Here is a 24,090-nt window from a genome sequence, read left to right on the forward strand (position 1 = left end):
GGCATCCCCGGTGCGTGCTCGGCGGAGCGCGCCGGACATCGACCAGCACCTTGACAGAAAATGATCCGATGAGATGTGAGACGCGCTGATATTCACGCGATAGGACTGATACGTCCAGTTCTCTCCCGTATCTCCCTGCCGCCGGGCGGCGCACGGAACGTCACCAACGGGTGATGAGGCGTATCCCCACGCGCGACCCGTCGTTGAGCGGGATGCCCAACGAACGCCATTTCCAGAAGGAGATCGTGATGAAGCGCATCGTCAAGGCCACCACCATGGCCGCTGCCGCCGGCGCCCTGGTCGTCGGTGGGGCGGGTGCGGCGATGGCCGACGCCGACGCCGACGGCGCGGCCGTCAACAGCCCCGGCGTGCTGAGCGGTAACGTCATCCAGGTTCCGGTCCACATCCCCGTGAACCTGTGTGGCAACACCGTGAACGTCATCGCCCTGCTGAACCCGACCTTCGGGAACGTCTGCATCAACGACTGACGCAGCGGCAGCAAGCGGCCCGCAGACGCCGTCGCGTCTGCGGGCCGTCGCATGCCCAGCCGGAGCACTTCCGCTGGCGCGTTTCAGCTTCTCGGCTTCTCGGCCTCTCGGCCTCTCGGCTTTCAGCGACTCCCGGCGCGCGAGGACGCGGGGACGACGACAGCGGCCCGCGCGGCGGGGAAGCCGAAAGGGGTGCAAGGCCGCCCCGCCCGGGTTTCCGCCGCGCGCGGATCAGGGGCGGCGTGCCCGGCTCGGCTGCACCCGCTTCGGCTCGCCCGGCATCTTCGGATAGTCCGGCGGATACGGCAGGTCACCCATGCCGTGTTCACGCATGTCCCGCTCGGCCATCTCCAGCAGCGGTTCCAGCGCGAACGCGTGTTCCTCCATGTCCGCGTGCACGTCGCCCAGGCGCGTGAACCGTTCCGGCATCGTGGCCAGGTCGAAGTCCTCGGGGCGGGCGTCGTCCAGTTCCTCCCACCTCAGCGGCGCGGAAACCCGCGCCCCCGGGTGCGGGCGGATGGAGTAGGCGGCGGCGATGGTGCGGTCCCGGGCCGTCTGGTTGTAGTCGACGAAGATGCGCTCCCCGCGCTCCTCCTTCCACCAGGCGGTGGTGATCCGCTGTGGCGCGCGGCGCTCCAGTTCCCGGGCCACGGCGATCGCGGCCGCCCGCACCTGCACGAACGTCCAGCGCGGTGCGATCGGTACGAAGACGTGCAGGCCCCGGCCGCCGGAGGTTTTGGGCCAGCCCCGCAGGCCCAGCTCGTCCAGCAGTTCCTGAAGGCGCCGCGCGGCCCCCACCGCGTCGGTGTAGTCGGTGCCGGGCTGCGGGTCGAGGTCGATGCGCAGTTCGTCGGGGTGGTCGGCGGCGCCGCGCCGCACCGGCCAGGGGTGAAAGGAGAGGGTGCCGAGGTTCGCGGCCCACACCACGGCGGCCACCTCGGTGGGGCAGATCTCGTCGGCGTGCCGACCGCTGGGAAAGGTGATCCGTTCGGTGGGAATCCACTCCGGCAGGTTCTTCGGCGCGCGCTTTTGGAAGAAGAACTCCCCCGTTACGCCGTCCGGGTGGCGTTGCAGGGTGGTGGGGCGGTCGCGCAGGGCGCGCAGGATGCCCGTGCCGACCGCCGTGTAGTAGTCCGCGACGTCCCGCTTGGTGAAGCCGCGCTCGGGGAAGTACACCTTCTCCGGGTTCGACAGTCGTACGGTGCGTTCACCGATCTCCAGTTCCACCGCCTGGCCCATGCGCCCACGCTAGCCGCGTCCGCCGCACCGCGCCCGGTGGCGGGCACGCGTCCCCGCCACCGGGCGCCCACCGCCCGGCGGGCGCGGGCCGCCTCGCGGTCAGACACTCGCGGTCAGACAATCGCGGCATGGACCTACCGGTGATGCCCCCCGTGAAACCCATGCTCGCCAAACCGGCGGCGAAGATCCCGCCGGGCATGCACTACGAGGCCAAGTGGGACGGTTACCGGGCGATCGTCTTCCGGGACGGCGACGAGGTGGAGATCGGCAGCCGCTCGGCCAACCCGCTCACCCGCTACTTCCCCGAGGTGGTCGAGGCGCTGCGCGCCAACGTGCCACGGCGCTGCGTACTGGACGGCGAAATCGTCGTCGCCCGCGAGGGGCGGCTGGACTTCGACGCGCTTCAGCAGCGCGTCCACCCGGCGGACTCCCGGGTGCGGATGCTCGCCCGGACCACCCCGGCCAGCTTCGTCGCCTTCGACATACTGGCCCTGGACGACACCGCCCTGCTGGAGGTGCCCCTGGGCGAGCGCCGCGAGGTGCTGGGCGCGGCCCTGCGCGACGCCGCTCCCCCCGTGCACCTGGCGCCCGCCACCACGGACCACCGCGTCGCCCAGCGCTGGTTCGAGCAGTTCGAGGGCGCCGGGCTGGACGGCGTCATCGCCAAGCGGCTCACCCTGCCCTACCGGCCCGACCAGCGCCTGATGATCAAGGTGAAGCACGAGCGCACCGCCGACTGCGTCGTCGCCGGGGTCCGCTACCACAAGAGCGGTCCCGTCGTCGGCTCGCTGCTGCTCGGCCTGTACGACGGCACCGGCCGCCTCCAGCACGTCGGGGTGTGCGGGGCCTTCACCATGGCGCGGCGGCACCAGCTGATGGAGGAGCTGGAACCGCTGCGGATGGACAGTGCGGCCGGGCACCCGTGGGCCAGCTGGCAGGACGAACAGGCGCAGGCGTCCAGCCGGATGCCCGGCGGGCCGAGCCGGTGGAGCGGCCGCAAGGACCTGTCCTGGCTGCCGCTGCGGCCCGAGCGGGTGTGCGAGGTGGCCTACGACCACATGCAGGGTGACCGCTTCCGCCACACCGCGCAGTTCCGCCGCTGGCGCCCGGACCGCCGCCCTGAGGAGTGCACCTACGCCCAGCTGGCGGAGGTCGTCAGCTACGACCTGGCCGAGGTGCTGAACGGGTAGGGCGCCGCCCGCGACCGCCCCCCTGCGCGGGACCGGGCTCCGGATGGAAGCGGAATCCGGTATTCCACTTGCCGTCGGCGCGCGACCCCGTGCTCACCTACGCTCGTCCCATGATCAGACGGCTCGGACGCGCGGTGCGGCTGTGGTTCTCGCCCGGGCGGCTCCGGGACGCGGGCCCGCAGCCCGACTACCGCTTCTCCCTGGCCAACGAGCGCACCTTCCTGGCGTGGATTCGCACCGCGCTGGCCCTGGTCGCGGGTGGGCTCGCGGTCGATCAGTTCCTCACCCGGCTCGGCACCGGCGCGCGCACCGCCATCGCCGTGGCCCTGCTGCTCACCGGCGCGGTGTGCGCGGTGCGGGCCGTGCACCACTGGGTGCGGTGCGAGCGGGCCATGCGGCGCGGCGAGGACCTGCCCGCCTCCCGCTTCCCCGCCGCGCTCGCCGTCGGCACCGGGCTGGCCGCGCTGCTGGTGGTGGCTGTGGTGGTGCTGGACGGCCCGGCCCGGTGAGCGGGCGCGCGCAGGACGGCGGTTCCCGTGGCGCGGACGGGCCGCCGCGCGACCCCGGAGTGCGGCGGGACCCGGGGGCACCGCGCGATCCCGGGGTGCAGCCCGAGCGCACCCGGCTGGCGTGGCGGCGCACGACGCTGGCCTACACCGTTGCCGGTGCGCTGCTGCTGCGGCAGGCTCTCGCCTCCGGTCCGTCGGCCGCCGGGTACGGTGCGGTGGCGGCCGTGCTGGTGACCGGACTGCTGCTCGCCGCCCTGGCGCACCGCAGGGGCCGCGCGCTGGGTCCGGCTCCCCCGGCCCCGCTGCGTCCGCGCGCCGCCTGGGCGGTCGCGGGCTGCCCGGTGCTCCTCGCGATGGTGGGAATGGTGATGCTCCGATGACAGCACTGGTCGTGGTCATGGGCGTGTCGGGCTCGGGCAAGACCACGGTGGGTGAGCGGCTCGCGAAGCGGCTGTCGGTGCCGTACGCCGAGGCCGACGACTTTCACCCGCCGCGTAACGTCGCGAAGATGGCCGCCGGTACGCCGCTGGACGACGCGGACCGCGCGCCCTGGCTGGACGCGATCGCCTCCTGGCTCGCCGAGCACGCCGGGGGAGGCGGCGTCGTCGCCTGCTCCGCGCTGGGGCGCCGGTACCGCGACCGGCTGCGCGAGGACGCGCCCGGCGTCTTCTTCGTCCACCTCGACGGCACGCCCGAGCTGATCGCCGAACGGCTCGCGGGGCGCGAGGGGCACTTCATGCCACCGGCGCTGCTGGGGTCGCAGTTCCACACGCTGGAGCAGCTGGACGCCGACGAGGCGGGCGGCGTCGTCTCCATCGACGGCACGCCCGAGCAGGTACTGGCGCGCACGGTGGCCCAGTTGCCGGAGGCTTGACCCTCCCCGGCTGAAGCATGACTGAAGCAGGGGATTCCTGGCTCCCACTGCTCGCCAGGTCTGCGACCCGACAGGTTTTCCACGATCAACACCAGCCGGGTGGGAACCACCCCGGTGGGGAACAGCAAGACGTGGAGGTGCGAGGGCCTCTTGGTTCTCGATCAGCACCGTGTGCGCGCTTGGTTCCCGCCACGCACGTCCCGCGATCTACCCGCTCAGGCGGCGCCACGGGGCACGGCCAACGGCCTCAGGCGCGCAGCGCCGCGTCGAGAGCGCGCATCAGCTCCCCCACGCGGCCGCCACCGGGTGGGGCGGCGGGCAGCCGGGCGAGGACGGCCCTCACCGCGGGCGGAGCGTGGTGGCGGGCCCAGTCGAGGGTTCCGGCGGTGACACACCGGTCTGCCACGGCCGCCAGCTCCTCCGCCCGCGCCGCGTGGGCTGCCGCGCCGAGTACGTGCTTGACCTGGTGCGCGTTGGCCAGGGGGTGGAGGAACGCGGCACCGGCGGCGTGGCTCGCCGCGCGGGCGGCATCGGCCGCGGCGGGTGAGGTGGCGCCCCGCGCCGCCCGGAACGCCGCCCATGCGCTCTGCCGCAGCGCGTTCGTGCGGCGACCGCCCCCGGCGAAAGCGCGTGCCGCCGCGATGGCCTCGCGCGGACGGGGGTCCGTGGGAGGGGTCTGCTCGAAGATCGGCAGCGTTCTGCTCGCGCAGGTAGCCGCGTAGCCCGTGAGGGCACGGAGTTCGTCGTCGCTCAGCTCGATCTTGTCCGGGGCGGTGGGCACGGGTCCATGGTGCCACCGGGCACGAGTGGCGCGGCACGTGGTTCCGGCGAACACCGACACCGGCCAGGCGCCGAAGCTCGCCGGGGCCGGACGGGAACTCGGGGCACTGGGTCCGTTCGTTGCGGGTAGGCGGGAGCCAATCGGTGGTGTGACACGTCCTATCGGCAGCCACTCGGTCCCGTGAGGTCCCTTGCAGACGGAGGTGGGATTACCTTGGCCGGTTTCAGAGCTCTCGCCGCGCAGGTCCGCGACCCCGCCCGCGCGCCGTCCCAGCGACGCCAGGCGCTGCGCAAGTGTCTGGAGCGCTTCGCCCCCTACGGCCACCGCGCCACCTGGCAGCACTTGTGCGCACGGGCCGGGTTCCGGCCCGAGGACCGCACGCCGGAGCCGGTGCGGCTGGTCGCCGCGCTGGAGGAGCTGGAGGAGGCACGGGCGGTATGGCTCACGTACGAGCAGGAGTTCGCGCGGCGGCGCCGACAGCAAAAGCACCTGGGCATCCGGCAGCCCACCGCGCTCGACGACTGGCACCGCCACACCTGGGGCGGCCGGGCGCTGCTGCGCTTCGACGATCCGGCGAGCACACCGCGCGCTCCGCTGGCCGTGGTGCTGCGCGGGCTGATCGCCGGGATGGAGGCGAGCGTGAGCGGCGCCGACACGCGCGCCCCGGTACTGGCCGCGAGCTGACCCCGGGCGGCCGGATGCCGGGGAGGCGGGGAGGCGGCCGTCCCGGCGTTGACAGCTCCGCACCCGCCACAGCATGCTGAGCAAGCGCTTAGCAGGGTCACAGGGCAGCGGAGAGGTGCGTGCGGCAGATGACGGAGCCCCGGGTTTTCACCTCGGCCGGCGAACTGCGGGCGGCGGTCGGTGCGGAGTTCGGCCCCAGCGACTGGCTGGAGGTGGACCAAAAGCGCATCGACCTGTTCGCGGACGCCACCGGTGACCACCAGTGGATTCACGTCGATCCCGGCCGCGCCGCGCGGGGTCCGTTCGGGCAGACGATCGCCCACGGCTACCTGACGCTGTCGCTGCTGCCCGCGTTCGTGCCGCAGGTGATCCGGGTCGAGGGCGTGCGCATGGGCGTCAACTACGGCGTCAACAAGGTGCGCTTCCCCGCCACCGTGCCGGTGGGTTCCCGGCTGCGCGCGCGGGTACGTGTCGCCGACGTCAGCGAGGTGGGCGGCGGCGTCCAGCTCACCGCCCAGGTCACGGTAGAGCGTGAGGGCGGCGACAAGCCCGTCTGCGTGGCCGAAAGCGTCAGCCGCTACTACCTCTAGCGTCCAGCCCGCCGCTTGCGCTGATCGCCCGCCCGGAACCGCTGCACGGTGGACCCGGACGCGGAGCCGGATCAGCGCGCGAGCGCGCCCACCATGCGCAGCGCCAGCCCGGCGTAGAAGGCGCCGATCTCGTCGGGCGTGCGGCGCCCGCCCGGCGAGAACCACCGCGCGACGTCAACGCACAGCGACAGCACCGCGAGCGCCGTGGCCCGTGGATCGTCCACCGCGAACTCCCCCGCCTCCGCTCCGGCCACCACCAGGTCGCACATGATCTTCTCCGAGCGCCGCCGCAGCCCGACGATCTCCGCGTAGTGCTCCTCCTCCAGCGCGCTCAGCTCGTACTGCACCACCCGCGCGGTGGTGTGGTGCTCGGCATGCCACCGCACAAACGTGCGCACCGCCCCGGCCAGCCGCTCGCGGTACGGGCCCTCGGCGTCGGCGGCCTCGGACAGCAGCCGCACCGAGCGCTCGTGCCCGACGCGGCTGATGTGGAAGAGCAGCTCTTCCTTTGTGCGGTAGTGGATGTAGAGCGCGGCCGGGCTCATCCCGGCGCGGCCGGCGATGTCGCGCGTCGTCGTGGCGTGGAAGCCGCGCTCGGCGAACGCCTCGACGGCGGCCACCAGCAGGCGGCGCGCCGCGTCGGGCGAGATGCCGTCCCAGGAGTCGTCCGGGGTGCCGCCCCGGGCCCGTGCTCCCGCTCTGGCCGCCTGTGCCATGTGCTCCTCGCCCCGCTTCGATCGACCGGGCGAACACCATACATCGGCGGCTGAGCGGCTGCTCAGGGCAACGACGCCGCTCAGAACTGGAGCGACTTGGTCTGCAGGTACTCGGCCAGCCCGTGCGTCCCCAGTTCCCGGCCGACGCCGGAGTGCTTGTACCCGCCGAAGGGGGCGAGCGGGTTGAAACGGCCGCCGTTGACGTGGATCTGGCCGGTCTCCAGGCGGCGGGCGAAGGCCACGGCCTCCTCCTCGTCGCCCGCCCACACCGCGCCGGACAGGCCGTACACGGTGTCGTTGGCGATCCGGGCGGCGTCGTCGGCGTCGTCGTACTTCAGGATCGACAGCACCGGGCCGAAGATCTCCTCCTGGGCGATCGTCATCTCCGGCGTGACGTCGGCGAAGACGGTGGGGCGCACATACCAGCCCCGCTCGCACCCCTCGGGCGCCTGGTCGCCACCCGCGACGAGCCGGGCGCCCTCCCGCACACCCTCGGCGATGTAGCCGGTGACGCGTTCGCGCTGGGCCGCGCTGACGACGGGACCGATGCGGGTGGCGGCGTCGGCCGGGTCGCCGGGCACGTACTTCGCGACGGCCGCGGCGGCCAGCTCCACCGCCTCCTCGTAGCGGTCGGCGTCCACGAGCATGCGGGTCCAGGCGCTGCACGTCTGACCGGAGTTGGCCATGACGTTGGCGACGCCCACCTTGACGGCCTTCGACAGGTCCGCGCTCGGCAGGATGACGTTGGCGGACTTGCCGCCCAGCTCCAGGGCCACCGGCTTGACGGCGGCGCCGGCGGTCGCGCCGATGCGGCGGCCGACGGCGGTGGAGCCGGTGAAGGAGACCAGGTCCACGCCTGAATGCCCGGCCAGTGCCTCCCCGGCCACGGAACCGTAGCCGGTGACCAGGTTGAAGACACCGGCGGGGAAACCGGCGGCGTCCACGGCCTCGGCGAACAGCTGGGCGACCAGGGGGGTGTTCTCGGCGGGCTTGAGCACGACCGTGCAGCCTGCCGCGAGTGCGGGCGCCACCTTGGCGACGATCTGGTGCAGCGGGTAATTCCACGGCGTGATGGCGCCGACCACCCCGATCGGCTCCTGCCACACCCGGGAGTTGCCCACCCGCTCCTCGAAGGCGTACTCCGTGGCGATGGTGGCGTAGGAACCGGCCACCGCGATGGGCAGGTCGGCGTGCACGGTCTGGGAGAACGACAGAGGCGCGCCGAGTTCGGCGGTGACGGTCGCGGCGATCTCGTCCCGCCGGGCGGCGAGCGCGTCGCGCAGCGCGGCGATGCGGGCGCCGCGCTCGGCGGGCGGCGTCTCCGCCCAGCCGGACAGTGCGGCACGGGCCGCGCTGACCGCCGCATCGACATCCTCGGCGGTGGCCGCCGGGACGCGGGCGATGACCTCCTCGGTGGCGGGGTTGCGGACCTCGATGGCGTCGGCGGTGGCCGGGCGCCGGGCCGCGCGCCACATGCCGGAGAGGTAGAGCGCGTCATGTGCCTGCATGCGTTCACGCTAACGGCGCTGGCCCGCGGGTGTCAGCGGCGCGGCGGGTGCGTTCGCTCACTCCGTGGGGTGCGTGTCTTCCTCGGTGGCTTCCCACGTGGGCGGCTTCCCGCCGAGGTGGGGCATGTCTGCGACCCTCCTCCGCAGGAGCCAGACGGGCTGGGGGCTGCCGCGTGCCACCCCCTATGAGCCACGGGGTGGCACGTGGGGCGGGTGGGCGCACCGGGTTTTCTCACTGCGAGAGCGTGGCGGGGGTTGCGGACCGACACGTGATTCCTATGATTCCGCATAGGAATAGGTTGGGCGGTCGGCAGGAGAAGCGGATGGGCAGCAGTGACGCGGAACTGGAATACCTCTCCGGGTTCGGGAACGAACACAGCAGCGAGGCGGTGCCCGGGGCGTTGCCGGTGGGCCGGAACTCACCGCAGCGCGCGCCGCTGGGGCTGTACGCGGAGCAGCTGAGCGGTACCGCCTTCACCGAGCCACGGGCGCACAACCGGCGCTCGTGGCTGTACCGCATCCGCCCCTCGGCCGCGCACCCGAAGTTCACCCGGCTGGCGGGCACGCGTGCCCATCCCACCCTGCACACCGCGCCGTTCACCGAGGTGCCGGACCCCAACCGGCTGCGCTGGAACCCGCCTCCGATGCCCGTGGCGGGGACGGACTTCGTGGACGGCCTGTGGACCGTGGGCGGCAACGGCGACGTGACGCAGCGCGCCGGGATGGCGATCCACCTGTACGCGGCCACCGCGTCGATGACGGACCGCGTGTTCAGCGACGCCGACGGCGAGTTGCTGATCGTCCCGGAGTCCGGGGCCCTGCTGCTGCACACCGAGTTCGGGCGGCTGCACGCCGCGCCCGGCCACGTGGCGCTGGTCCCGCGCGGGGTGCGGTTCCGGGTCGAGCTGGTGGACGGCAGCGCCCGCGGCTACGTCTGCGAGAACTACGGGCAGCCGTTCCTCCTGCCGGAGCTCGGCCCGGTCGGCGCGAACGGCCTGGCGAACGCGCGCGACTTCCTGGCCCCGACGGCCGCCTACGAGGACGCGGACCGCCCGGTGGAGGTGGTGAACAAGTTCTGCGGCGCGCTGTGGGCCGCCGAGTACGGCCATTCACCGCTGGACGTCGTCGCCTGGCACGGCAACCTCGTCCCCTACGTCTACGACCTGCGCCGGTTCAACGTGCTGGGCAGCATCAGTTACGACCACCCGGACCCGTCCCTCTTCACCGTGCTGACCTCACCCTCGGACACCCCGGGCCTGGCCGGGGTGGACTTCGTCGTCTTCGCCCCGCGCTGGCTGGTGGGCGAGGACACCTTCCGGCCGCCGTACTTCCACCGCAACGTGATGAGCGAGTACATGGGCCTGATCGAGGGCGCCTACGACGCGAAGGCCGAGGGCTTCACGCCGGGCGGCGGGTCGCTGCACAACATGATGTCGGCGCACGGCCCGGACCGGGACACCTTCGAGGCGGCGAGCGCCGCTCAGCTGCGGCCGCAGAAGATCGACGACGGCCTGGCCTTCATGTTCGAGACCCGCTGGCCGGTGACGGCGACGGCCCAGGCCCTCGGCGCCGGACACCGGCAGCAGGACTACGACGATGTGTGGCAGGGTCTGCAGCGACACTTCCGCGACTGACGCCGAGGCGCCACCGGCGTCCGGCCCGGGTGGCCCGGAGGCAATACGGTGACCCTCTTCGCTCCAGACTCCGTCGAGCTGAACCGCAAGCTGCCGCTGTGGTACCAGGTGTCGCAGTCGCTGCGGGCCTCGATACTCGGCCGGTCACCGCAGGCTCCGCTGCGGCTGCCCACAGAGGACGCGCTGGCCGAGCACTACGGCGTCAGCGTGCTCACCATGCGGCAGGCGCTCAAGGAGCTGGAGGGCGAGGGCCTGATCACCCGGCACCGGCGGCGCGGGACGTTCATCGAGCCCGCCGCCCGCCGGGGCCGCGCGGTGCGGCTGCTGGGCTCGGTGGACACCATCGTGGCCCAGCAGTCCGGCGAGGACACCACACTGCTCGGCCACGGCCCGGCCCCGGTACCGGCCGAACTGGCCGAGCACTTCCCGGGCGTCCCGCAGGCGGTGTCCTACCGCCGGGTGCGGCGCGACCGGGCCACGGGCGAACCCACGAACTGGGCGGAGAACCTGATCCACCCCGACATCGCGGCCCGGATCGATCCGGCCGCGCTCGAACGCATGCCGATGACGAAGCTGCTGCGGGATGAAGTGGGGGTCCGGATCAGCCGGATCACCGACACCGTGGAGGCGCGGCTGGCCGACCCGGAGACGGCCAGACTGCTCCAGGTGCCGCTGCTGAGCCCGATCCTGCACTACACGGGAGTGACGTTCGACACGCGGGACCGGGTGGTGGACGTGGCGCGGATTCACTACCGCGGCGACCGGTTCTCCTTCTCCGTCACGGTGGAGAACGTCACCGATGACCCCGACGACGGAGACGGGATCACCGGCGACGAGGCCACCGGCCAGGGACCTGGCTGACGCGGGGGCCGGGTGGCCGGACCGTGACCGTGCTCACCGGGACCCAGCCGCGCCGGCCCGGCAGCGCCCGCTCGGCGAGCGGCCGCTGAGCCCGGTCCGCCGAGGCCGCTTAGCCGTGACCGCCGAAGAGCGAGCGGCGCAGGCGGCGCAGGGGCGCGAACAGCGAGACGCGGGCGCCACGGCTGCCGCGGCCGCGGGTGACGTCGCGCGTGGTCAGCTCGCGCATCAGGGTGGTGGCCTCCTCCGCCTCGCCCTGCGGCACGGCCGGGCCGCCGATCACGCTGAGGTGCCGGTCAAGACGGGTACCCGTCCTACCGGTACGGCAGTTGATCGCGGGCACCCGCGCCCTGCTGCGAACTGTTATCTGTTCCATGTCACTCCCCACCCGTACGACGGCACCCGGCCCGGGCAGACCAAGACTATCGCCCGGCGCGGACCGGCGGGTAACCCGGGCCTGGGATTCACCTGCCCGGTAAGGCTGTTGACGAATCACCACCCCCCGCCGAAAGCACCGGAGGAACCCCCGGCAACCCCCGCACCCCCTGTCACTCCGGGCGTCAGACACGGCGGAGAGGCCACCACACATCCGCACGGTCAGTCCGTGCCGTAGGCGGCGCGCAGGGCCTCCTCGACGGCGGTGCGGGCCGCGGGGTGGTCCAGGCCGAGGCGCCGCACGTGCTGGGCGTACTCCCGGGCGGCGTGGGCAGCGGCCCGGTCAGCGGCGTCCCCGGCCGCGGCGACGAACGTTCCCGCCCGGCCCCGCGTCTCGATCACCCCGTCGCCCTCCAGCGTCCGGTACGCCCTCGCCACCGTGTTGGCCGCCAGCCCGAGCTCGCTCGCGAGCCCGCGTACCGTCGGCAGCCGGTACCCGACCGGGAGGCGGCCGGAGCGGGCCTGCTCGGCGATCTGAGCGCGCACCTGCTCATAGGGGGCGGTGGTGGCGTCGGGGTCGATGGACAGGCGCAGCGTCACGGGTGCTCCAGCGGGCGGGAAATTCACAGGCGCGGGGCGGCGGCGCCAGCGTAACGTCCGGCGCCATGACGATCGAAGTACGCGAGCTGCGGACCGAGGACGCGCCGGACGTGCTGGAGCTGCGGCGCCAGATGCTGCCGTTCCCGACCGGGACCCGGCGCGCCTTCCGGGGCCGGGGCCTGGCCCGCACCGTCAAGCACGACTCGCTCACCCGCAGCCGCGCGGCCGGTTACCGCGAGGCGTTCACCGGCAACGACGCGGACAACGCGCCCATGCTGGCGGTCAACCGGTGGTTCGGCTACGAGCCGTTCCTGTCGGAGTGGCGGTACGTCAAGGAGCTGTAGGCCCCGCCGGGCAGCGGCGGGGGCCGGGGCGGCGGTGCGCCGCGCCCGGCCCCCGGCGGTTCATCGCCGCTCGTCGCCGGTCAGTGGCACCAGGGGACGTAGTCGAGGTTCTTGACGTAGCGGGCGGTGACCCAGGCGTGGCGGTCGTACAGCTTGTACCAGATGTTGTTGCCGTTCACGTTCTGGCCGCGCACCTTGCAGTCGAGCGCGATCTTCGCGCCGTGCCGGTAGCTGCCGAGCACCTTGGAGTGGGTGGTGGGCTTGGAGCGGATGTTCACGGCCGTGCGGGCGACGACCCGGCCGTAGACGATGTGGCTGGCGTCGGCCACCTCACTGTGGTCGGCCGCCTCCTTTTGCGCGGGCATGGTCTCGGCGTTGCTCTTGGCCACCTCGGGGCCCTCGTCAGCGGCCAGCGTGGGTGCCGCGCCCAGCACACCGAGTGCGAGGGCACCGGCTGCCAGGGCGGCGGCTGTCTTCGCGGACTTCAGCACGGTTTCTCCATCGGTTCGAGTGGTTTCGCGGACGCCTCCGGGGTGCGGCGCACCACCGGTCGCTCAGCTCCGCGCGTGCCTTTGAGCATGCGGGCGCCGCCGGTGGCCAGGGCCGCGCCATCCCGGCACCTCACCCGTGCGGACGAACCGGGCACCGCTGGTGGAGTGGCCCGCACGCGTGCTCAGTTGACTGTCTGTCACCCATGCCTGACTGAACCGATGCCCGACGACCCGCCGACAGGCCCCAGCTGTTGCGCCCGCCGACGTTGATGCCGCGCAGCAGCGCGATGTGCCGAGTCGTCATGTTCGCCAGGCTCGCACACCCGTGGCGGTTCTTTAACCGGCTTTCAGCGCTTCCTTAACCGCACCATAAGGATCACCGCGGAGGCCGGAAGCCGGGCGGAATCGCTGGTCGGTGGGGCTAACGTGCTGTTCCGCCAGGCGGGTTCCGGCCGCGTCGGCGCCCGGTAGCGGGCCCCGGCTCAGGTACGCCCCCGGACCCGGCCCCCCACCTTTTGCCCCGTTTCTTCGAAGGAGTCCGCACGATGACTGCTCGCCGTACGACCAGGGCCGTCGCCCTCACCGCACTCGGTGTGGCGCCGCTCGCGCTCACCGGTCTGGCCGCGACGCCCGCCGTCGCGCACGGGTCCCTGGCCGATCCGGTCAGCCGGGTGGCCGCCTGCTACGCCGAGGGACCGGAGAGCCCCGACTCGGCGGCGTGCAAGGCAGCGATCGCGGCCAGCGGCACGCAAGCCTTCTACGACTGGAACGAGGTCAACATCGGCGACGCTGCCGGACGGCACCGCGAGATCATCCCCGACGGCGAACTCTGCTCGGCGGGCCGCGAGAAGTACCGGGGCCTGGACCTGCCCCGCGCCGACTGGCCCGCGACGGCGATGAACAGCGGTACCCATACCTTCCGCTACACCGCCACCGCCCCGCACAAGGGCTCCTTCGAGCTGTACATCACCAAGGACGGCTACGACCCGACGCAACCGCTGACCTGGGCGGACCTGGAGCCGGAGCCGTTTGCGAAGGTGACCGAGCCGAAGGTCGCGAACGGCGCGTACTCCTTCAGCGGCGACATCCCGGAGAAGTCCGGACGCCACCTGATCTACAGCGTCTGGCAGCGCTCGGACAGCCCCGAGGCGTTCTACACCTGCTCCGACGTCACCTTCGGCGGCGACGCCGGTGCCCAGCCGGGCGGTGACGATGCGCAGGCCGGGGCCGAGCCGCCCGCCGAGGAGACCTCGCAGCCCTCCGCACCGACGCGGGAGCAGATCGAGGCGGGCCGGGAGGAGTCCACGGTCAGCCACGACGGCCACGGCGGCGACGCGCCCCACGAGGAGCACGGGACGCGGTCCGAACGGGAGGACCACACGGAGGACCACGCACCGGAGCCGTCCCCGGCCGACGACCAGGAGTCCGTCGCCCACCACAGCGAGGACAGCGACGCGGGCCCCGCACCGGCGGGCGGCTCCGAGGACGTGAACCTGGCCGAGACCGGCGCCGACGACACCGCCCGCACGATCGCCCTCGGCGGCACCGCGGCCCTCGCGGTCGGAACCGCCATCGTGCTGGTCACCCTGCGCCGCCGCGCCGCAGGCCGTCACCGGGCGTGAACCATCGCGGTGCGGGTGGCCACAGTGGGGTCATGCGCCACCACCGCACCGCGCACCACCCCCGCCGGTCCCACCCACCCGGCGGGGGCCACGGCCGTCCGGTGAGCCCGCCCGCTCACCGGACGGCCGTCCCGCGTCTGACGCCTCGTCGGCACTCTGTGACCCGCGCACGGAGAACACGGGGAACGCGGTGCGACCGCGCCCGATGGTCACGGCGCCCGGGGCTGCCAACTACGCGACCTCCCCCAGCCTCCCCGCCGGATGGGCGGCACCGGCACCGAAGCGGTTCCGGGCCCGGTCGGCGGCGGCCTCGGCGCGGCGGGCCTTCTCCTCGCGCGGGTCGAGGGAGAGCTGCCGCGAGGCCAGGTCGGCGGCCGTGAGGTCGTCCGCGCGCAGGGTGAGCGCACGCACCCGGGCGCGCTGGAGGCCGAGCGCGTCGTGCAGGGCGTAGGCCAGGGCGGTCAGCGCCGCGGTGTGCGCGGTGGGTTCGGGCAGCGCGCGGGTGCGGGTGGTGGTGGAACGGTCGGCGTAGCGGACGGTGAGGGTGAGCGCGCGGGCCACCTGGGCGTCGCGGCGCATGCGGTATCCGAGACCGTCGGCGAGGGTGAGCAGGGCGCGGCGACGCTGGCTGGCGTCCAGTTCATCCCGTCCGAAGCGGTGTTCGGCGGCGGCCGAGCGGGCCGGAGCGCTGGGCACGACCGGGGTGGCGTCCTCGCCCCGGGCACGGGCCAGCAGACGGCGGGCCGGGGCGGCGCCGAGGATGCGTTGCAGCGTGGCGGGCGGCGCGGCGGCGACGCGGCCGACGGTGTCCAGGCCGTAGGTGCCCAGCGTCTGGGCCGTCGCGGGACCGACGCCGTACAGCGCGGCCACCGGTTTGGGGTGCAGGAACGCGGTGACGGCGGCCGGTTCGCCGGGTACCGAGCGCACCTGTCCGGGTGGCCCGGACTGAGCGGCCATACGGGCCAGCAGCGGGTTGCCCCCGGCTCCGACGGTGCAGAGCACGTCGTAGTGAGCCAGGGCGCGGACCCGGATCAGCTCGGCCAGTTCCGGGGCGGTCCGCCCGAAGTAGCGCAGCGCGCCGCGCACGTCGGCGAGCGCGGCGTCCGGTGGGAGTGCTTGCACGACAGGGGTGATATCGGCGAGCAGGTCCAGCAGCCGGGGGTAGCGCTCCTCGGTGAGCCCGGCACCGAAGTGCACGTAGAGGACGGCCGGGGAGGGAGGCATGGTGCTCACCCCGCGCTTCCGGGACTGGAGTGCCACAGCTTGCGGCCGCCCTGTGGGGACGAGGGTGACTCGCCGGCCGGGCGGAGATCGGCCCAGGGGTGCATCTCGTAGCCGGTGGCCAGGCGGATGCGGCGTCCGGAACCGCCATCCGGCGCGGCGCCGGGCTGTTCGGCGAGACGGGTGGCGACGGCGTCCAGTCCGCCAGTGCGGCGCAGTTCGGCCAGTTCCGTCAGGTTCCAGGCGGCGGAGCCGACGACGCTGAAGCCGCGTGGCCCACGCCGCTGCACCACGCCGCGCACCAGCAGCAGCCAGGAGTGGAAGACGGTGTGCGCGCAAGCGGCGTGGCTGTCTTCGAAGAACGCCAGGTCGGTCAGCCCGGTGCCGTCGTCGAGGGAGACGAAGATAACGCGCTTGCCGGACCGGATCGCCGGGGTTTGGGTGGCCACCTTGGCTCCGGCGACGAGCACCGTCTCGCCGTGCGGCACGTCGGTCAGGGCGCGGGCGGGGCGCACGGCGAGTTCGTCCAGGAAGCTGCGGTGGTCGCCCATCAGGTGCCGGGAGGCGTCCAGCCCGAGGATGCCGAGTTCCGCGCCGAGCCGTTCGTTCTCGTCCAGGTCAGGCAGTCCTGCGGGTGGCGCGGCGGGACCGTCGCTCCGTGTGCCCGTCGCCGGGCCGCCCGAGGCCGCCCGGGGCTCCTGGGGGGCGCCGTCGAACGGCAGTTGCGGCGCGTCGCTGCCCCGGCGGCGGCCGCGGTGCAGTTCGGCCAGGTGCAACAGCAGGTCACGCCGGTTGCCGCCGAAGGCGTCCAGCGCGCCGGCCCGGGCGAGGTTTTCCGCCACCGGGCGGGAGGGGCGGGCGCGTTCCATCAGGTCGTGCAGTGAGCGGTAGGGCTGCCCGGCGGCGATGCGGGCGGCGTCCGTCTCGCTGATGCCGCGCACCTCGCCGAGCGCCAACCGCACACCCCAGCACCCTGACTCGGACTCCAGTTCGATTCGATAAGGAACGTCGGACCGGTTGACGTCCAGCGGCAGGATCGGCACCCCGCGCCGCCGGGCGTCGGCGAGCAGCAGCCGTTTGGGGTACATGCCCGGGTCGTGGGTGAGCACCCCGGCGTAGAAGGCGGCTGGGTGATGGGCCTTCAGCCACGCGGACTGGTACGTCGGTACCGCAAAGGCGACAGCGTGCGCCTTGCAAAAACCATAGGCGCCGAACGCCTCCACGATCTCCCAGGTCTGTTCGATGACGTGCCCGGCGTAGCCCCGCCGGGCGGCGTGGCGTTCGAACCATGCCTTGATGCTCGGCTGGAGCCCGGGGTCGGCGAGCGCACGCCGGGTCTCGTCGGCGAAGGAACGGTCGCAGCCGGTCATGACGGCCACCACGTGGATGATCTGCTCGTGGAAGACGACGACGCCCCGGGTCTCGCGCAGCGCCGGTTCCAGGTCCGCGTGCGGGTAGCGCACGGGGGCGCGGCCGTGCCGGGCCTCGATGAACGGGCGCACCATGTCGGCGGCGACCGGGCCGGGGCGGAACAGACTGATGTCCACCACCAGGTCGTGGAACGTGGACGGCTGGAGGCGGCCGATCAGGTCGCGCTGCCCCGGCGACTCGATCTGGAAACAGCCGAGGGTCTCGGCCGACCGGATCAGCTGATACGTCTTCTCATCGCTTCCGCCGACCAGATCGAGGGCGTCCAGGTCAAGGCGGGTGCCGGTGGTCCGCTGCACCTCCTCGACGGCGTAGGCGAGCGAAGACTGCATCCGCACCCCGAGCACGTCCAGCTTCAGCAGGCCGAGCCTTTCCACATCGTCTTTGTCGAACTGGGACATGGCGAAACCCTCGCCGCTGGTGGGCGCCACCGGGGTGCGCTCCCGCAGGCCCGCGTGCGAGAGCAGCACACCGCACGGGTGCATGGCCATGCCGCGCACCAGACCGTCCAGCGCTTCGACCAGCTCCCATATACGCGGCCCGTACCGCTCGGCATCCACTCCGCGCAGCTCCGGCAGCTCGGCGAGCGCGGACCGGGCATCGCGGGCGCGGATATGCGGAAACGCCTTGGCCAGCCGGTCCACCTCGGCCGGGTCCAGGCCCAGTGCCGCGCCGACATCACGCACCGCGTGCCGCACCCGATAGGTCTCCGGCATGGCCACGGTGGCCACGCGCTGCTCGCCGAACCGCTGGAAGATCGCCCGGTAGACCTCCAGACGGCGGGCGGACTCCACGTCGATGTCGATGTCCGGCAGCGCCCTGCGGTGCTCGGAGAGGAACCGCTCCATCAACAGGCCGTGCTCGACCGGATCGGCGGTGGTGATGCCCAGCAGATGGTTGACGAGCGAACCCGCCCCGGAGCCGCGCGCGGCGACCCGGACGCCGAGCGCACGCACGTCATCGACCACCCGCGCGACGGTGAGGAAGTACGAGGCGAAGCCGTGCCGCTCGATAACGCCAAGTTCCCGCTCCAGCCGCTCCCAGCGATGGCGGTCCCGGTCGTAGCGGCGTACCAGCATCTGCCCGGCACAGCGCGAGCGCAGCACCCGGTCGGCGGTGCGGGCGTGCGCGCCGACGAGGTAGGGCTCGGGGAAGTGGGCGCTGCCGATGCCCAGGTCGTCGCCACCGTCCACCCGGCACTGGGCCGCCGTCTCCTCGGTGCGGGCCAGCAGGCGGTGCGCCAGCTCGCGGCGGAACCCGGCCGCTTCGGCGATACCGCGCGCGACGTCGGCCATCGCCTCCGGACCCTTGAGCCAGCGCTCACCGTTGTCCAGCCCCTTCGCCGGATCGATGGGCACCAGCCGCCGGGCGGCGTCCAGTACGTCGGCGACCGGTCCCAGGCCCGCGTCGGCATAGCGCACGGCGTTGGTCAGCACCGGCACGACGCCCTGCTCGGCGGCCAGCCCCAGCATCCGCGCGGCCTGGCGGCGCGGCGCGGAGCCGACGACCTCCAGGCGCAGCGCGTCTCCGTACACCTCACGCCAGGCGCGCAGATGACGCGCCGCTTTGTCCGGGCGCCCTGCGGCCAGCGCCTGGCCCACGTCGGACGACGGTCCGAGCAGCACGGTGACACCATCGGCCGCCGCGTCGGCCCAGGCCAGCTCCGGACGGGTGCCCATGCCAACGGGTGCGCCCGCCGTGACGTCCCGGTGTGCGGCTGTCACCAGCCGGCACAGCTCCGCCCAGCCGCGAGCGCCGTCCCGGGCGAGGAACACCACACGCTGGCCCGGTTCGTCCACGAAGGCCCCGCCGCGTGCCGGTGGGCGCCGCCTGCCCGGCGCGTCCGCGTGTGCCTGAGCCACGGCCAGCTCGACGCCGTACAGCGCCCGGACCCCCACTCGCTCACACGCCTGCGCGAACCGCACCGCCCCGCCGAGCGTGTCCCGGTCGGTCAGCGCGAGCGCGTCCATTCCCCGCTCGGCGGCCCGCTCGGCCAGCTGCTCGGGGTGGGAGGCGCCGTATCGGGCGGAGCAGCCGGAGACGGCGTGCAGATGCGTAAAGCCGCCCATCCGCGCCTCCTCGCCACCTCAGCCACCCCCTCGCACCCCCGCCCAACTGGACCTTCCGCGTTCTACTGTAAACCGATATTCGAATGCGCGTTCGACTGACCCTTGGTGTCGCTCGGCTCGCCGATACCGAAGGCGGGCTGCGTCCCCGCAACCGATCACCCCGTCCGTGGCGTCCGGAGAAACATGACGGCGACGCGGTACCTGTACCTGACGCGGCACGGCGAGGCCGTGCCCGACGAGAGCACGCTGAGCGAGACCGGACGGCGGCAGGCGGCACTGCTGGGCGTGCGGCTGCGGGACGTGCCGCTCGCGGCGATCTACCACGGTCCACTGGCCCGGGCTACGGAATCCGCGCACGTCATCAGCGGACGGCTGCCCGGCGTTCCGCTGGTCCGCTCGGAGGAGGCCGGGGACTACGTTCCGTACCGGCCGGGCCAGGACGAGCTGCCGTCCGGATCGACCGACCGGTACCTCGGCTTCCTCGCCCGGCTCCCGGCGGGCGGCGGGGCGCAGCTGGCGGCTCGCGCGGTGGCCCGGTTCACCGGGCCGGTGCCAGGAGACCGCGAGCGGCACGAGCTGGTGGTGACGCACAACTTCCTGGCGGGCTGGCTGGTCCGAGATGCCCTGGACGCGCCCCGGTGGCGATGGCTGGGGCTGAACCATGACAACGCCGCGCTGACCGTGATCCGGTATGTGCCGGGGCGGCCCGCGCAACTGGTCGCGTTCAACGACGCGGGGCATCTCCGTCCGCCGGGCGCGCCGCGCGACGTTCGGTGAGGGCCGCCTCGAAGTCGATGCCGGGTGGCTTGCGCTCGGTCATCTCAGACCTCCGGGCTCAGGAACTCCAGGCGGTTGCCGTGGCAGTCGTGGACGTAGAAGCGGCGGTATCCGGGGAAGGCGGCGTCCCAGACGACGTGCACGCCTTTGTCGGTGAGCCGGTCCGCCAGCGCGTCGAGGTCGGCGACGAGGATGCCGGGGTGGGCCTTGCGGGCGGGACGGAAGTCGTCCTCCACGCCGAGGTGGATCTCCAGGTGGTCCGCTCGCACCCACAGCCCGCCGCGCCCGGCCAGCTCCGGCGGCCTGGCCACCTCCGTCATGCCGAGCACGTCCACGTAGAAGGTGCGGCACAGCTCCTCGTCGCCGGGCGGGAGCGCGAGCTGCACGTGGTGCAGGCCGAGCCCGAAATCGGAGGCTGCCGGAGGGTTCTCGTACGGCTGGGGGGTGACGCGTTCTCTCATCCTCAAGGCCCTTCCCCTGGGAGCGGCAGCTGTGGCCGATCCTACTCAGCGGCCCACTGTTTACGATGAAGAGGACGTTTCGTCCGGTCCGCCCGTGCCTGTGGTGCGGTCACCGGGTGTGACGGATGTCAAAGAACTGGCACCCGTAGCCTTCCCCGAGCAGGGTAGGGGCCAACCTCGGGACACCAGTCACTCAAGCGAAGGAGCCCCATGAGAATCGGCATCGTCGGCGCCACCGGCCAGGTCGGAAGCGTGATGCGCGACATCCTGGCGCAGCGGGACTTCCCCGTGGACGAGCTGCGCCTGTTCGCCTCCGCACGGTCGGCGGGACGCACGCTGCCGTGGAAGGACGGCGAGGTCACGGTCGAGGACGCGACCACGGCCGACTACGCGGGGCTCGACATCGTGCTGTTCTCCGCCGGCGGCGCCACGTCCCGCGAGCTGGCACCCAAGGTCGCGGCCGCCGGTCCGGTCGTGATCGACAACTCCTCCGCCTGGCGGCTGGACCCGGAGGTTCCGCTGGTGGTCTCGGAGGTGAACCCGCAGGCCGCGCTGGAGCGGCCGAAGGGCATCATCGCCAACCCGAACTGCACCACCATGGCCGCGATGCCCGCGCTGCGTCCGCTGCACCAGGAGGCCGGGCTGGCGGCGCTGGTCGTGGCCACCTACCAGGCGGTCTCCGGCAGCGGCCTGGCCGGGGTGGCGGAGCTGGACGGCCAGGCGCGCAAGGCCGTCGAGGCCGACGCCACGCAGCTGGCCTTCGACGGTTCGGCCGTGGACTTCCCGGCCCCGGACAAGTTCAAGCGTCCGATCGCCTTCAACGTGCTGCCGCTCGCGGGCTCCCTCGTGGACGACGGCCTGGAGGAGACCGACGAGGAGCAAAAGCTCCGCAACGAGAGCCGCAAGATCCTCGGCATCCCGGAGCTGAAGGTGTCGGGCACCTGTGTGCGCGTGCCGGTGTTCACCGGTCACTCGCTCCAGATCAACGCGCGCTTCGAGCGGCCGATCAGCCCGCAGCGGGCGCGGGAGCTGCTGGCAGGCGCACCGGGCGTGGCCCTGTCGGACATCCCCACCCCGCTACAGGCCGCCGGGCAGGACCCGAGCTACGTGGGCCGCATCCGCCGCGACGAGACGGTGGAGCACGGCTTGGCGCTGTTCCTGTCCAACGACAACCTGCGCAAGGGCGCGGCGCTCAACGCCGTGCAGATCGCCGAGCTGGTCGCGGCCGAGCTGACCTGAGCTGACCGGCTGACGTCCCCTGTGAGGTCTCCGGTGCCGTGGCGGCGCCGGAGACCTCGCGGTGTGCGGGGCGGAGTGGGTCAGCGGCTTCCCCGCACCGTCGCCCCGCTGGCCGCCGGTTTCCCTGGCCCGCGCCGTGTCGTCCGCTCCAGCCGGACGTTCCTCCCGCTCCCAGCGGGTTACGGCTGCGGGGCGGGCGGGGTCGGTTCCAGCGCGTCGGGCGGAACGCTGTCGGGGACGGCAGCCGCGGGCTCCACGGGGCGGCGCCCGGCGGGGTCCGGGGGCTCCACCGGTACCGGAGACTCGGCGGAGGCGGGCGCCTGGGCGGGGGCGGAGGCGGGCGCCTGGGCCTCGGGGTGCGGCGGCCCGTGCTGCGCCGCGCGCTCCAGGAAGCGCAGCAGCTCCACCGGGAAGGGCAGCACCAGGGTGGAGTTCTTCTCGGAGGCCACGGACACGACGGTCTGGAGCAGGCGCAGCTGCAGCGCCGCCGGGGTGTCGGCCATCTGCTGCGCCGCCTGCGCGAGTTTCTTGGACGCCTCGAACTCCGCGTCGGCGTTGATGACGCGGGCGCGGCGGTCCCGCGCGGCTTCGGCCTGCCGGGCCATCGAGCGTTTCATCGTCTCGGGCAGGGAGACGTCCTTGATCTCCACCCGGTCAACGTTCACGCCCCACTCCACGGCCGGGCTGTCGATCATGATGGCCAGGCCCTGGTTCAGCTTCTCGCGGTTGGACAGCAGGTCGTCCAGGTCGCTCTTGCCGATGATGGACCGCAGTGAGGTCTGCGCCATCTGGGAGACGGCGAAGCGGTAGTCCTCGACGCGGATGATGGCGTCGGCCGGATCGACGACCTTGAAGTAGACGACCGCGTCCACCCGCACCGTCACGTTGTCCCGGGTGATGCCCTCCTGCGCGGGTACCGGCAGCGTGACGATCTGCAGGTTTACCTTGTGCATCCGGTCCAGCACCGGAACGATCAGGTGGAAGCCGGGCTCCTTGACGTCGGAGCGGACCTTGCCCAGCCGGAAGACCAGCCCGCGTTCGAACTGCCGGATGACGCGTGCGGCGGCCAGGAAGTACGCGGCGCCGCCCGCCACCCCCGCGATCAGCAATTCCATGACCATGGTGGCCCCCTGCCGTGGCCCGTGCGAGCGGCCGGCACGACGCGAGGCGGGCGCCGCGTCAGGCGCCGTACAGGAGCTTATGGAAAATTTGTCCCAAATTTCAGGGTAGTCGCCGGCCGGCCGGGGGTCGAGACCCGACAGCCGGGGGCACCGTCAGCGGGCCAGGCCGCGCTCCCCCACCGGCACGTCGAGGGCGAGGGTGTTGCCCGGCGGCGGGTAGGGGCACAGAAAGTGCTCGGCGAACGCGCACGGCGGCAGCGTGGTGCGGTTGAAATCGACGGTGACCGTGCCGTCGGGGGCCGGGGCGCCGGTGCGCAGGAAGCGGAACCGGTAGCTGCCGCGGCCGCTGGTGCCGTCGGCGAAGACGGCCCACAGCGCACCGCTGCCGACCACGGACACCCGCAGGCCGTGTTCGCTGCCGTCCGGCGCGGTGAAGCGCACCTCGCCGCCGAGATCGAGCCCGCGCTCCTGGCAGTCGGCGTTGGGCACCGGCACCCGGCGCGCGGCCTCGTAGGCGTGGAAGGTGCCGGGCAGCGCCCAGCGCCCGTCGTAGGGCATGGTGCGGATGCCGGTGAAGGCGCGGCGGGCGGGGGCGGCCGGGTCGTGGACGCGCACGGCCCACTGCCCCTCGCGCCGCAGCAGCTCCAGCCGCCGGTCGCCCCAGGTGACGCGAGTGGGCTCGGCGCTGCCGGGTACCCCGAGGCGGCGTTCGCCGACCAGCATCTCGGCGCCGGCCGACAGCTCGTCGAGGACGTCGGCGCGCACGACGACTCCGGTGCCGTCGGGCGTGGTGTGCCACTGGCCGGGCAGCCCTTCGATCCACCCCTCGTCGTCGGCGTCGGCAAGCCAGTAGGTGCCGGTGACGGAGAGCGGGCCGTACGGGGCGACGACGGTCTCCAGGCGCTGCTGGTGCCACTCCTGCCACTGCTGCGCCGCCGAGGAGCCCGGCGCCCTGGGGTTGGCGGTGCTCGCGGCGCCGAGCGGATGGTCGGCGCTCACCGGGTTCAGGAAGTCTGGTGAGGTTTCGGCGTTCATAGGGTCAACTTGCCACATACCGGACGCCCACGACGTGATCCGCGGCGGTCCGGTCGGCCGTGGGACGTCCGGGCGCGCGCGACGCCCCCGGCAGACGAGGCGAACCGGGCCCGGCGGGGCTCGGCAGGCTCATGACACCGCGTCACACCGGGGCGCGGTTGCCGCTCACCCGGTTGTCGGCGGTGCTCACCCGCGCGGCCCCCTGCCCGTGATCTTTCTGCCTTTCACCCGGTATC

General features: G+C 73.1%; 23 protein-coding genes and 2 pseudogenes. 13 read left to right on the forward strand and 12 right to left on the reverse strand.

Annotation, left to right across the window (positions count from 1 at the left end; all coding sequences use genetic code 11):
• Positions 1-248: 248 nt before the first annotated feature.
• Complete coding sequence (locus JJV70_RS08755) at positions 249-488, forward strand: chaplin (RefSeq protein WP_219047204.1); 240 nt, start codon at positions 249-251, stop codon at positions 486-488.
• Between the two features lie 231 nt (positions 489-719).
• Here JJV70_RS08755 and ligD read toward each other — a convergent pair whose 3' ends face one another.
• Positions 720-1,727 carry a non-homologous end-joining DNA ligase gene (gene ligD, locus JJV70_RS08760; RefSeq protein WP_219047205.1) on the reverse strand — a complete coding sequence of 336 codons (1,008 nt, stop codon included), beginning with the start codon at positions 1,725-1,727 and terminating at the stop codon, positions 720-722.
• A 128-nt stretch (positions 1,728-1,855) separates the two neighbouring features.
• On the opposite strand from ligD, the gene JJV70_RS08765 reads away from it, so the two are divergent.
• From JJV70_RS08765 to JJV70_RS08780, 4 genes are all read left to right on the forward strand, one after another.
• Positions 1,856-2,917 (forward strand): ATP-dependent DNA ligase, encoded by a 1,062-nt coding sequence (locus JJV70_RS08765; RefSeq protein ID WP_219047206.1) that lies wholly within the window; start codon positions 1,856-1,858, stop codon positions 2,915-2,917.
• Positions 2,918-3,027: 110 nt separating this feature from the next.
• Positions 3,028-3,426 carry a YidH family protein gene (locus tag JJV70_RS08770; protein ID WP_219047207.1) on the forward strand — a complete coding sequence of 133 codons (399 nt, stop codon included), beginning with the start codon at positions 3,028-3,030 and terminating at the stop codon, positions 3,424-3,426.
• Complete coding sequence (locus JJV70_RS08775) at positions 3,423-3,806, forward strand: DUF202 domain-containing protein (protein ID WP_374227263.1); 384 nt, start codon at positions 3,423-3,425, stop codon at positions 3,804-3,806. The genes JJV70_RS08770 and JJV70_RS08775 overlap by 4 nt, the downstream gene beginning before the upstream one ends.
• On the forward strand, positions 3,803-4,300 hold the full coding sequence (locus tag JJV70_RS08780) for a gluconokinase (RefSeq protein WP_219047208.1): 498 nt from the start codon (positions 3,803-3,805) through the stop codon (positions 4,298-4,300). Before JJV70_RS08775 ends, JJV70_RS08780 begins: the two co-directional genes overlap by 4 nt.
• A 247-nt stretch (positions 4,301-4,547) precedes the next feature.
• Here JJV70_RS08780 and JJV70_RS08785 read toward each other — a convergent pair whose 3' ends face one another.
• The gene (locus tag JJV70_RS08785; RefSeq protein ID WP_219047209.1) at positions 4,548-5,081 is read right to left on the reverse strand and encodes a putative immunity protein; all 534 of its coding nucleotides are present in this window, start codon (positions 5,079-5,081) and stop codon (positions 4,548-4,550) included.
• A 213-nt stretch (positions 5,082-5,294) separates the two neighbouring features.
• On the opposite strand from JJV70_RS08785, the pseudogene JJV70_RS08790 reads away from it, so the two are divergent.
• Together JJV70_RS08790 and JJV70_RS08795 are read left to right on the forward strand one after the other, a co-directional pair.
• A pseudogene (locus JJV70_RS08790) lies at positions 5,295-5,714 on the forward strand (hypothetical protein); the annotation flags it as partial.
• A 179-nt stretch (positions 5,715-5,893) separates the two neighbouring features.
• Positions 5,894-6,355, forward strand: a complete 462-nt coding sequence (locus tag JJV70_RS08795; RefSeq protein WP_219047210.1) for a MaoC family dehydratase — start codon at positions 5,894-5,896, stop codon at positions 6,353-6,355.
• Positions 6,356-6,426: 71 nt separating this feature from the next.
• Here the strand turns inward: JJV70_RS08795 and JJV70_RS08800 are convergent, their stop codons facing one another.
• On the reverse strand, positions 6,427-7,071 hold the full coding sequence (locus tag JJV70_RS08800; RefSeq protein WP_219047211.1) for a TetR/AcrR family transcriptional regulator: 645 nt from the start codon (positions 7,069-7,071) through the stop codon (positions 6,427-6,429).
• Between the two features lie 80 nt (positions 7,072-7,151).
• Positions 7,152-8,579 carry an aldehyde dehydrogenase family protein gene (locus JJV70_RS08805; protein ID WP_219047212.1) on the reverse strand — a complete coding sequence of 476 codons (1,428 nt, stop codon included), beginning with the start codon at positions 8,577-8,579 and terminating at the stop codon, positions 7,152-7,154.
• Between the two features lie 323 nt (positions 8,580-8,902).
• Between JJV70_RS08805 and hmgA the strand changes: the two genes are divergently transcribed.
• Both hmgA and JJV70_RS08815 read left to right on the forward strand, forming a co-directional pair.
• Positions 8,903-10,213 carry a homogentisate 1,2-dioxygenase gene (hmgA, locus tag JJV70_RS08810; protein WP_219047213.1) on the forward strand — a complete coding sequence of 437 codons (1,311 nt, stop codon included), beginning with the start codon at positions 8,903-8,905 and terminating at the stop codon, positions 10,211-10,213.
• Between the two features lie 48 nt (positions 10,214-10,261).
• A complete protein-coding gene (locus JJV70_RS08815; protein WP_219047214.1) occupies positions 10,262-11,074 on the forward strand; it encodes a GntR family transcriptional regulator in 813 nt (270 codons plus the stop codon).
• Between the two features lie 109 nt (positions 11,075-11,183).
• Here the strand turns inward: JJV70_RS08815 and JJV70_RS08820 are convergent, their stop codons facing one another.
• The gene (locus JJV70_RS08820; RefSeq protein WP_219047215.1) at positions 11,184-11,447 is read right to left on the reverse strand and encodes a hypothetical protein; all 264 of its coding nucleotides are present in this window, start codon (positions 11,445-11,447) and stop codon (positions 11,184-11,186) included.
• A gap of 221 nt (positions 11,448-11,668) precedes the next feature.
• Entirely contained in the window at positions 11,669-12,046 is a 378-nt protein-coding gene (locus JJV70_RS08825) for a GntR family transcriptional regulator (RefSeq protein WP_219047216.1), read from the reverse strand.
• 146 nt (positions 12,047-12,192) lie between these two features.
• Between JJV70_RS08825 and JJV70_RS08830 the strand changes: the two are divergent.
• Positions 12,193-12,390 (forward strand): annotated as a pseudogene (locus JJV70_RS08830) (GNAT family N-acetyltransferase); the annotation flags it as partial.
• Between the two features lie 80 nt (positions 12,391-12,470).
• Here the strand turns inward: JJV70_RS08830 and JJV70_RS08835 are convergent.
• Positions 12,471-12,881 (reverse strand): SH3 domain-containing protein, encoded by a 411-nt coding sequence (locus tag JJV70_RS08835; RefSeq protein WP_219047217.1) that lies wholly within the window; start codon positions 12,879-12,881, stop codon positions 12,471-12,473.
• Positions 12,882-13,426: 545 nt separating this feature from the next.
• Here JJV70_RS08835 and JJV70_RS08840 point away from each other — a divergent pair.
• The gene (locus tag JJV70_RS08840) at positions 13,427-14,503 is read left to right on the forward strand and encodes a lytic polysaccharide monooxygenase (RefSeq protein WP_219047218.1); all 1,077 of its coding nucleotides are present in this window, start codon (positions 13,427-13,429) and stop codon (positions 14,501-14,503) included.
• 231 nt (positions 14,504-14,734) lie between these two features.
• On the opposite strand, the gene JJV70_RS08845 is transcribed toward JJV70_RS08840, so the two are convergent.
• On the reverse strand, positions 14,735-15,727 hold the full coding sequence (locus tag JJV70_RS08845; RefSeq protein ID WP_219047219.1) for a hypothetical protein: 993 nt from the start codon (positions 15,725-15,727) through the stop codon (positions 14,735-14,737).
• A 5-nt stretch (positions 15,728-15,732) separates the two neighbouring features.
• Entirely contained in the window at positions 15,733-19,221 is a 3,489-nt protein-coding gene (locus tag JJV70_RS08850; protein WP_219047220.1) for a DNA polymerase III subunit alpha, read from the reverse strand.
• A gap of 183 nt (positions 19,222-19,404) precedes the next feature.
• Between JJV70_RS08850 and JJV70_RS08855 the strand changes: the two genes are divergently transcribed.
• On the forward strand, positions 19,405-19,998 hold the full coding sequence (locus tag JJV70_RS08855) for a histidine phosphatase family protein (protein WP_219047221.1): 594 nt from the start codon (positions 19,405-19,407) through the stop codon (positions 19,996-19,998).
• Positions 19,999-20,042: 44 nt separating this feature from the next.
• Here the strand turns inward: JJV70_RS08855 and JJV70_RS08860 are convergent, their stop codons facing one another.
• The gene (locus JJV70_RS08860; RefSeq protein WP_257573627.1) at positions 20,043-20,459 is read right to left on the reverse strand and encodes a VOC family protein; all 417 of its coding nucleotides are present in this window, start codon (positions 20,457-20,459) and stop codon (positions 20,043-20,045) included.
• Positions 20,460-20,669: 210 nt separating this feature from the next.
• Here JJV70_RS08860 and JJV70_RS08865 point away from each other — a divergent pair, with 210 nt between their 5' ends.
• The gene (locus tag JJV70_RS08865) at positions 20,670-21,698 is read left to right on the forward strand and encodes an aspartate-semialdehyde dehydrogenase (protein ID WP_219047222.1); all 1,029 of its coding nucleotides are present in this window, start codon (positions 20,670-20,672) and stop codon (positions 21,696-21,698) included.
• A 179-nt stretch (positions 21,699-21,877) separates the two neighbouring features.
• On the opposite strand, the gene JJV70_RS08870 is transcribed toward JJV70_RS08865, so the two are convergent.
• Complete coding sequence (locus tag JJV70_RS08870) at positions 21,878-22,819, reverse strand: slipin family protein (protein ID WP_219047223.1); 942 nt, start codon at positions 22,817-22,819, stop codon at positions 21,878-21,880.
• A gap of 153 nt (positions 22,820-22,972) precedes the next feature.
• Complete coding sequence (locus tag JJV70_RS08875; RefSeq protein WP_219047224.1) at positions 22,973-23,854, reverse strand: DUF1684 domain-containing protein; 882 nt, start codon at positions 23,852-23,854, stop codon at positions 22,973-22,975.
• Positions 23,855-24,090 lie beyond the last annotated feature (236 nt).

The sequence above is a fragment of the Streptomyces sp. JJ66 genome (assembly GCF_019303495.1).
Lineage (GTDB): Bacteria > Actinomycetota > Actinomycetes > Streptomycetales > Streptomycetaceae > Streptomyces.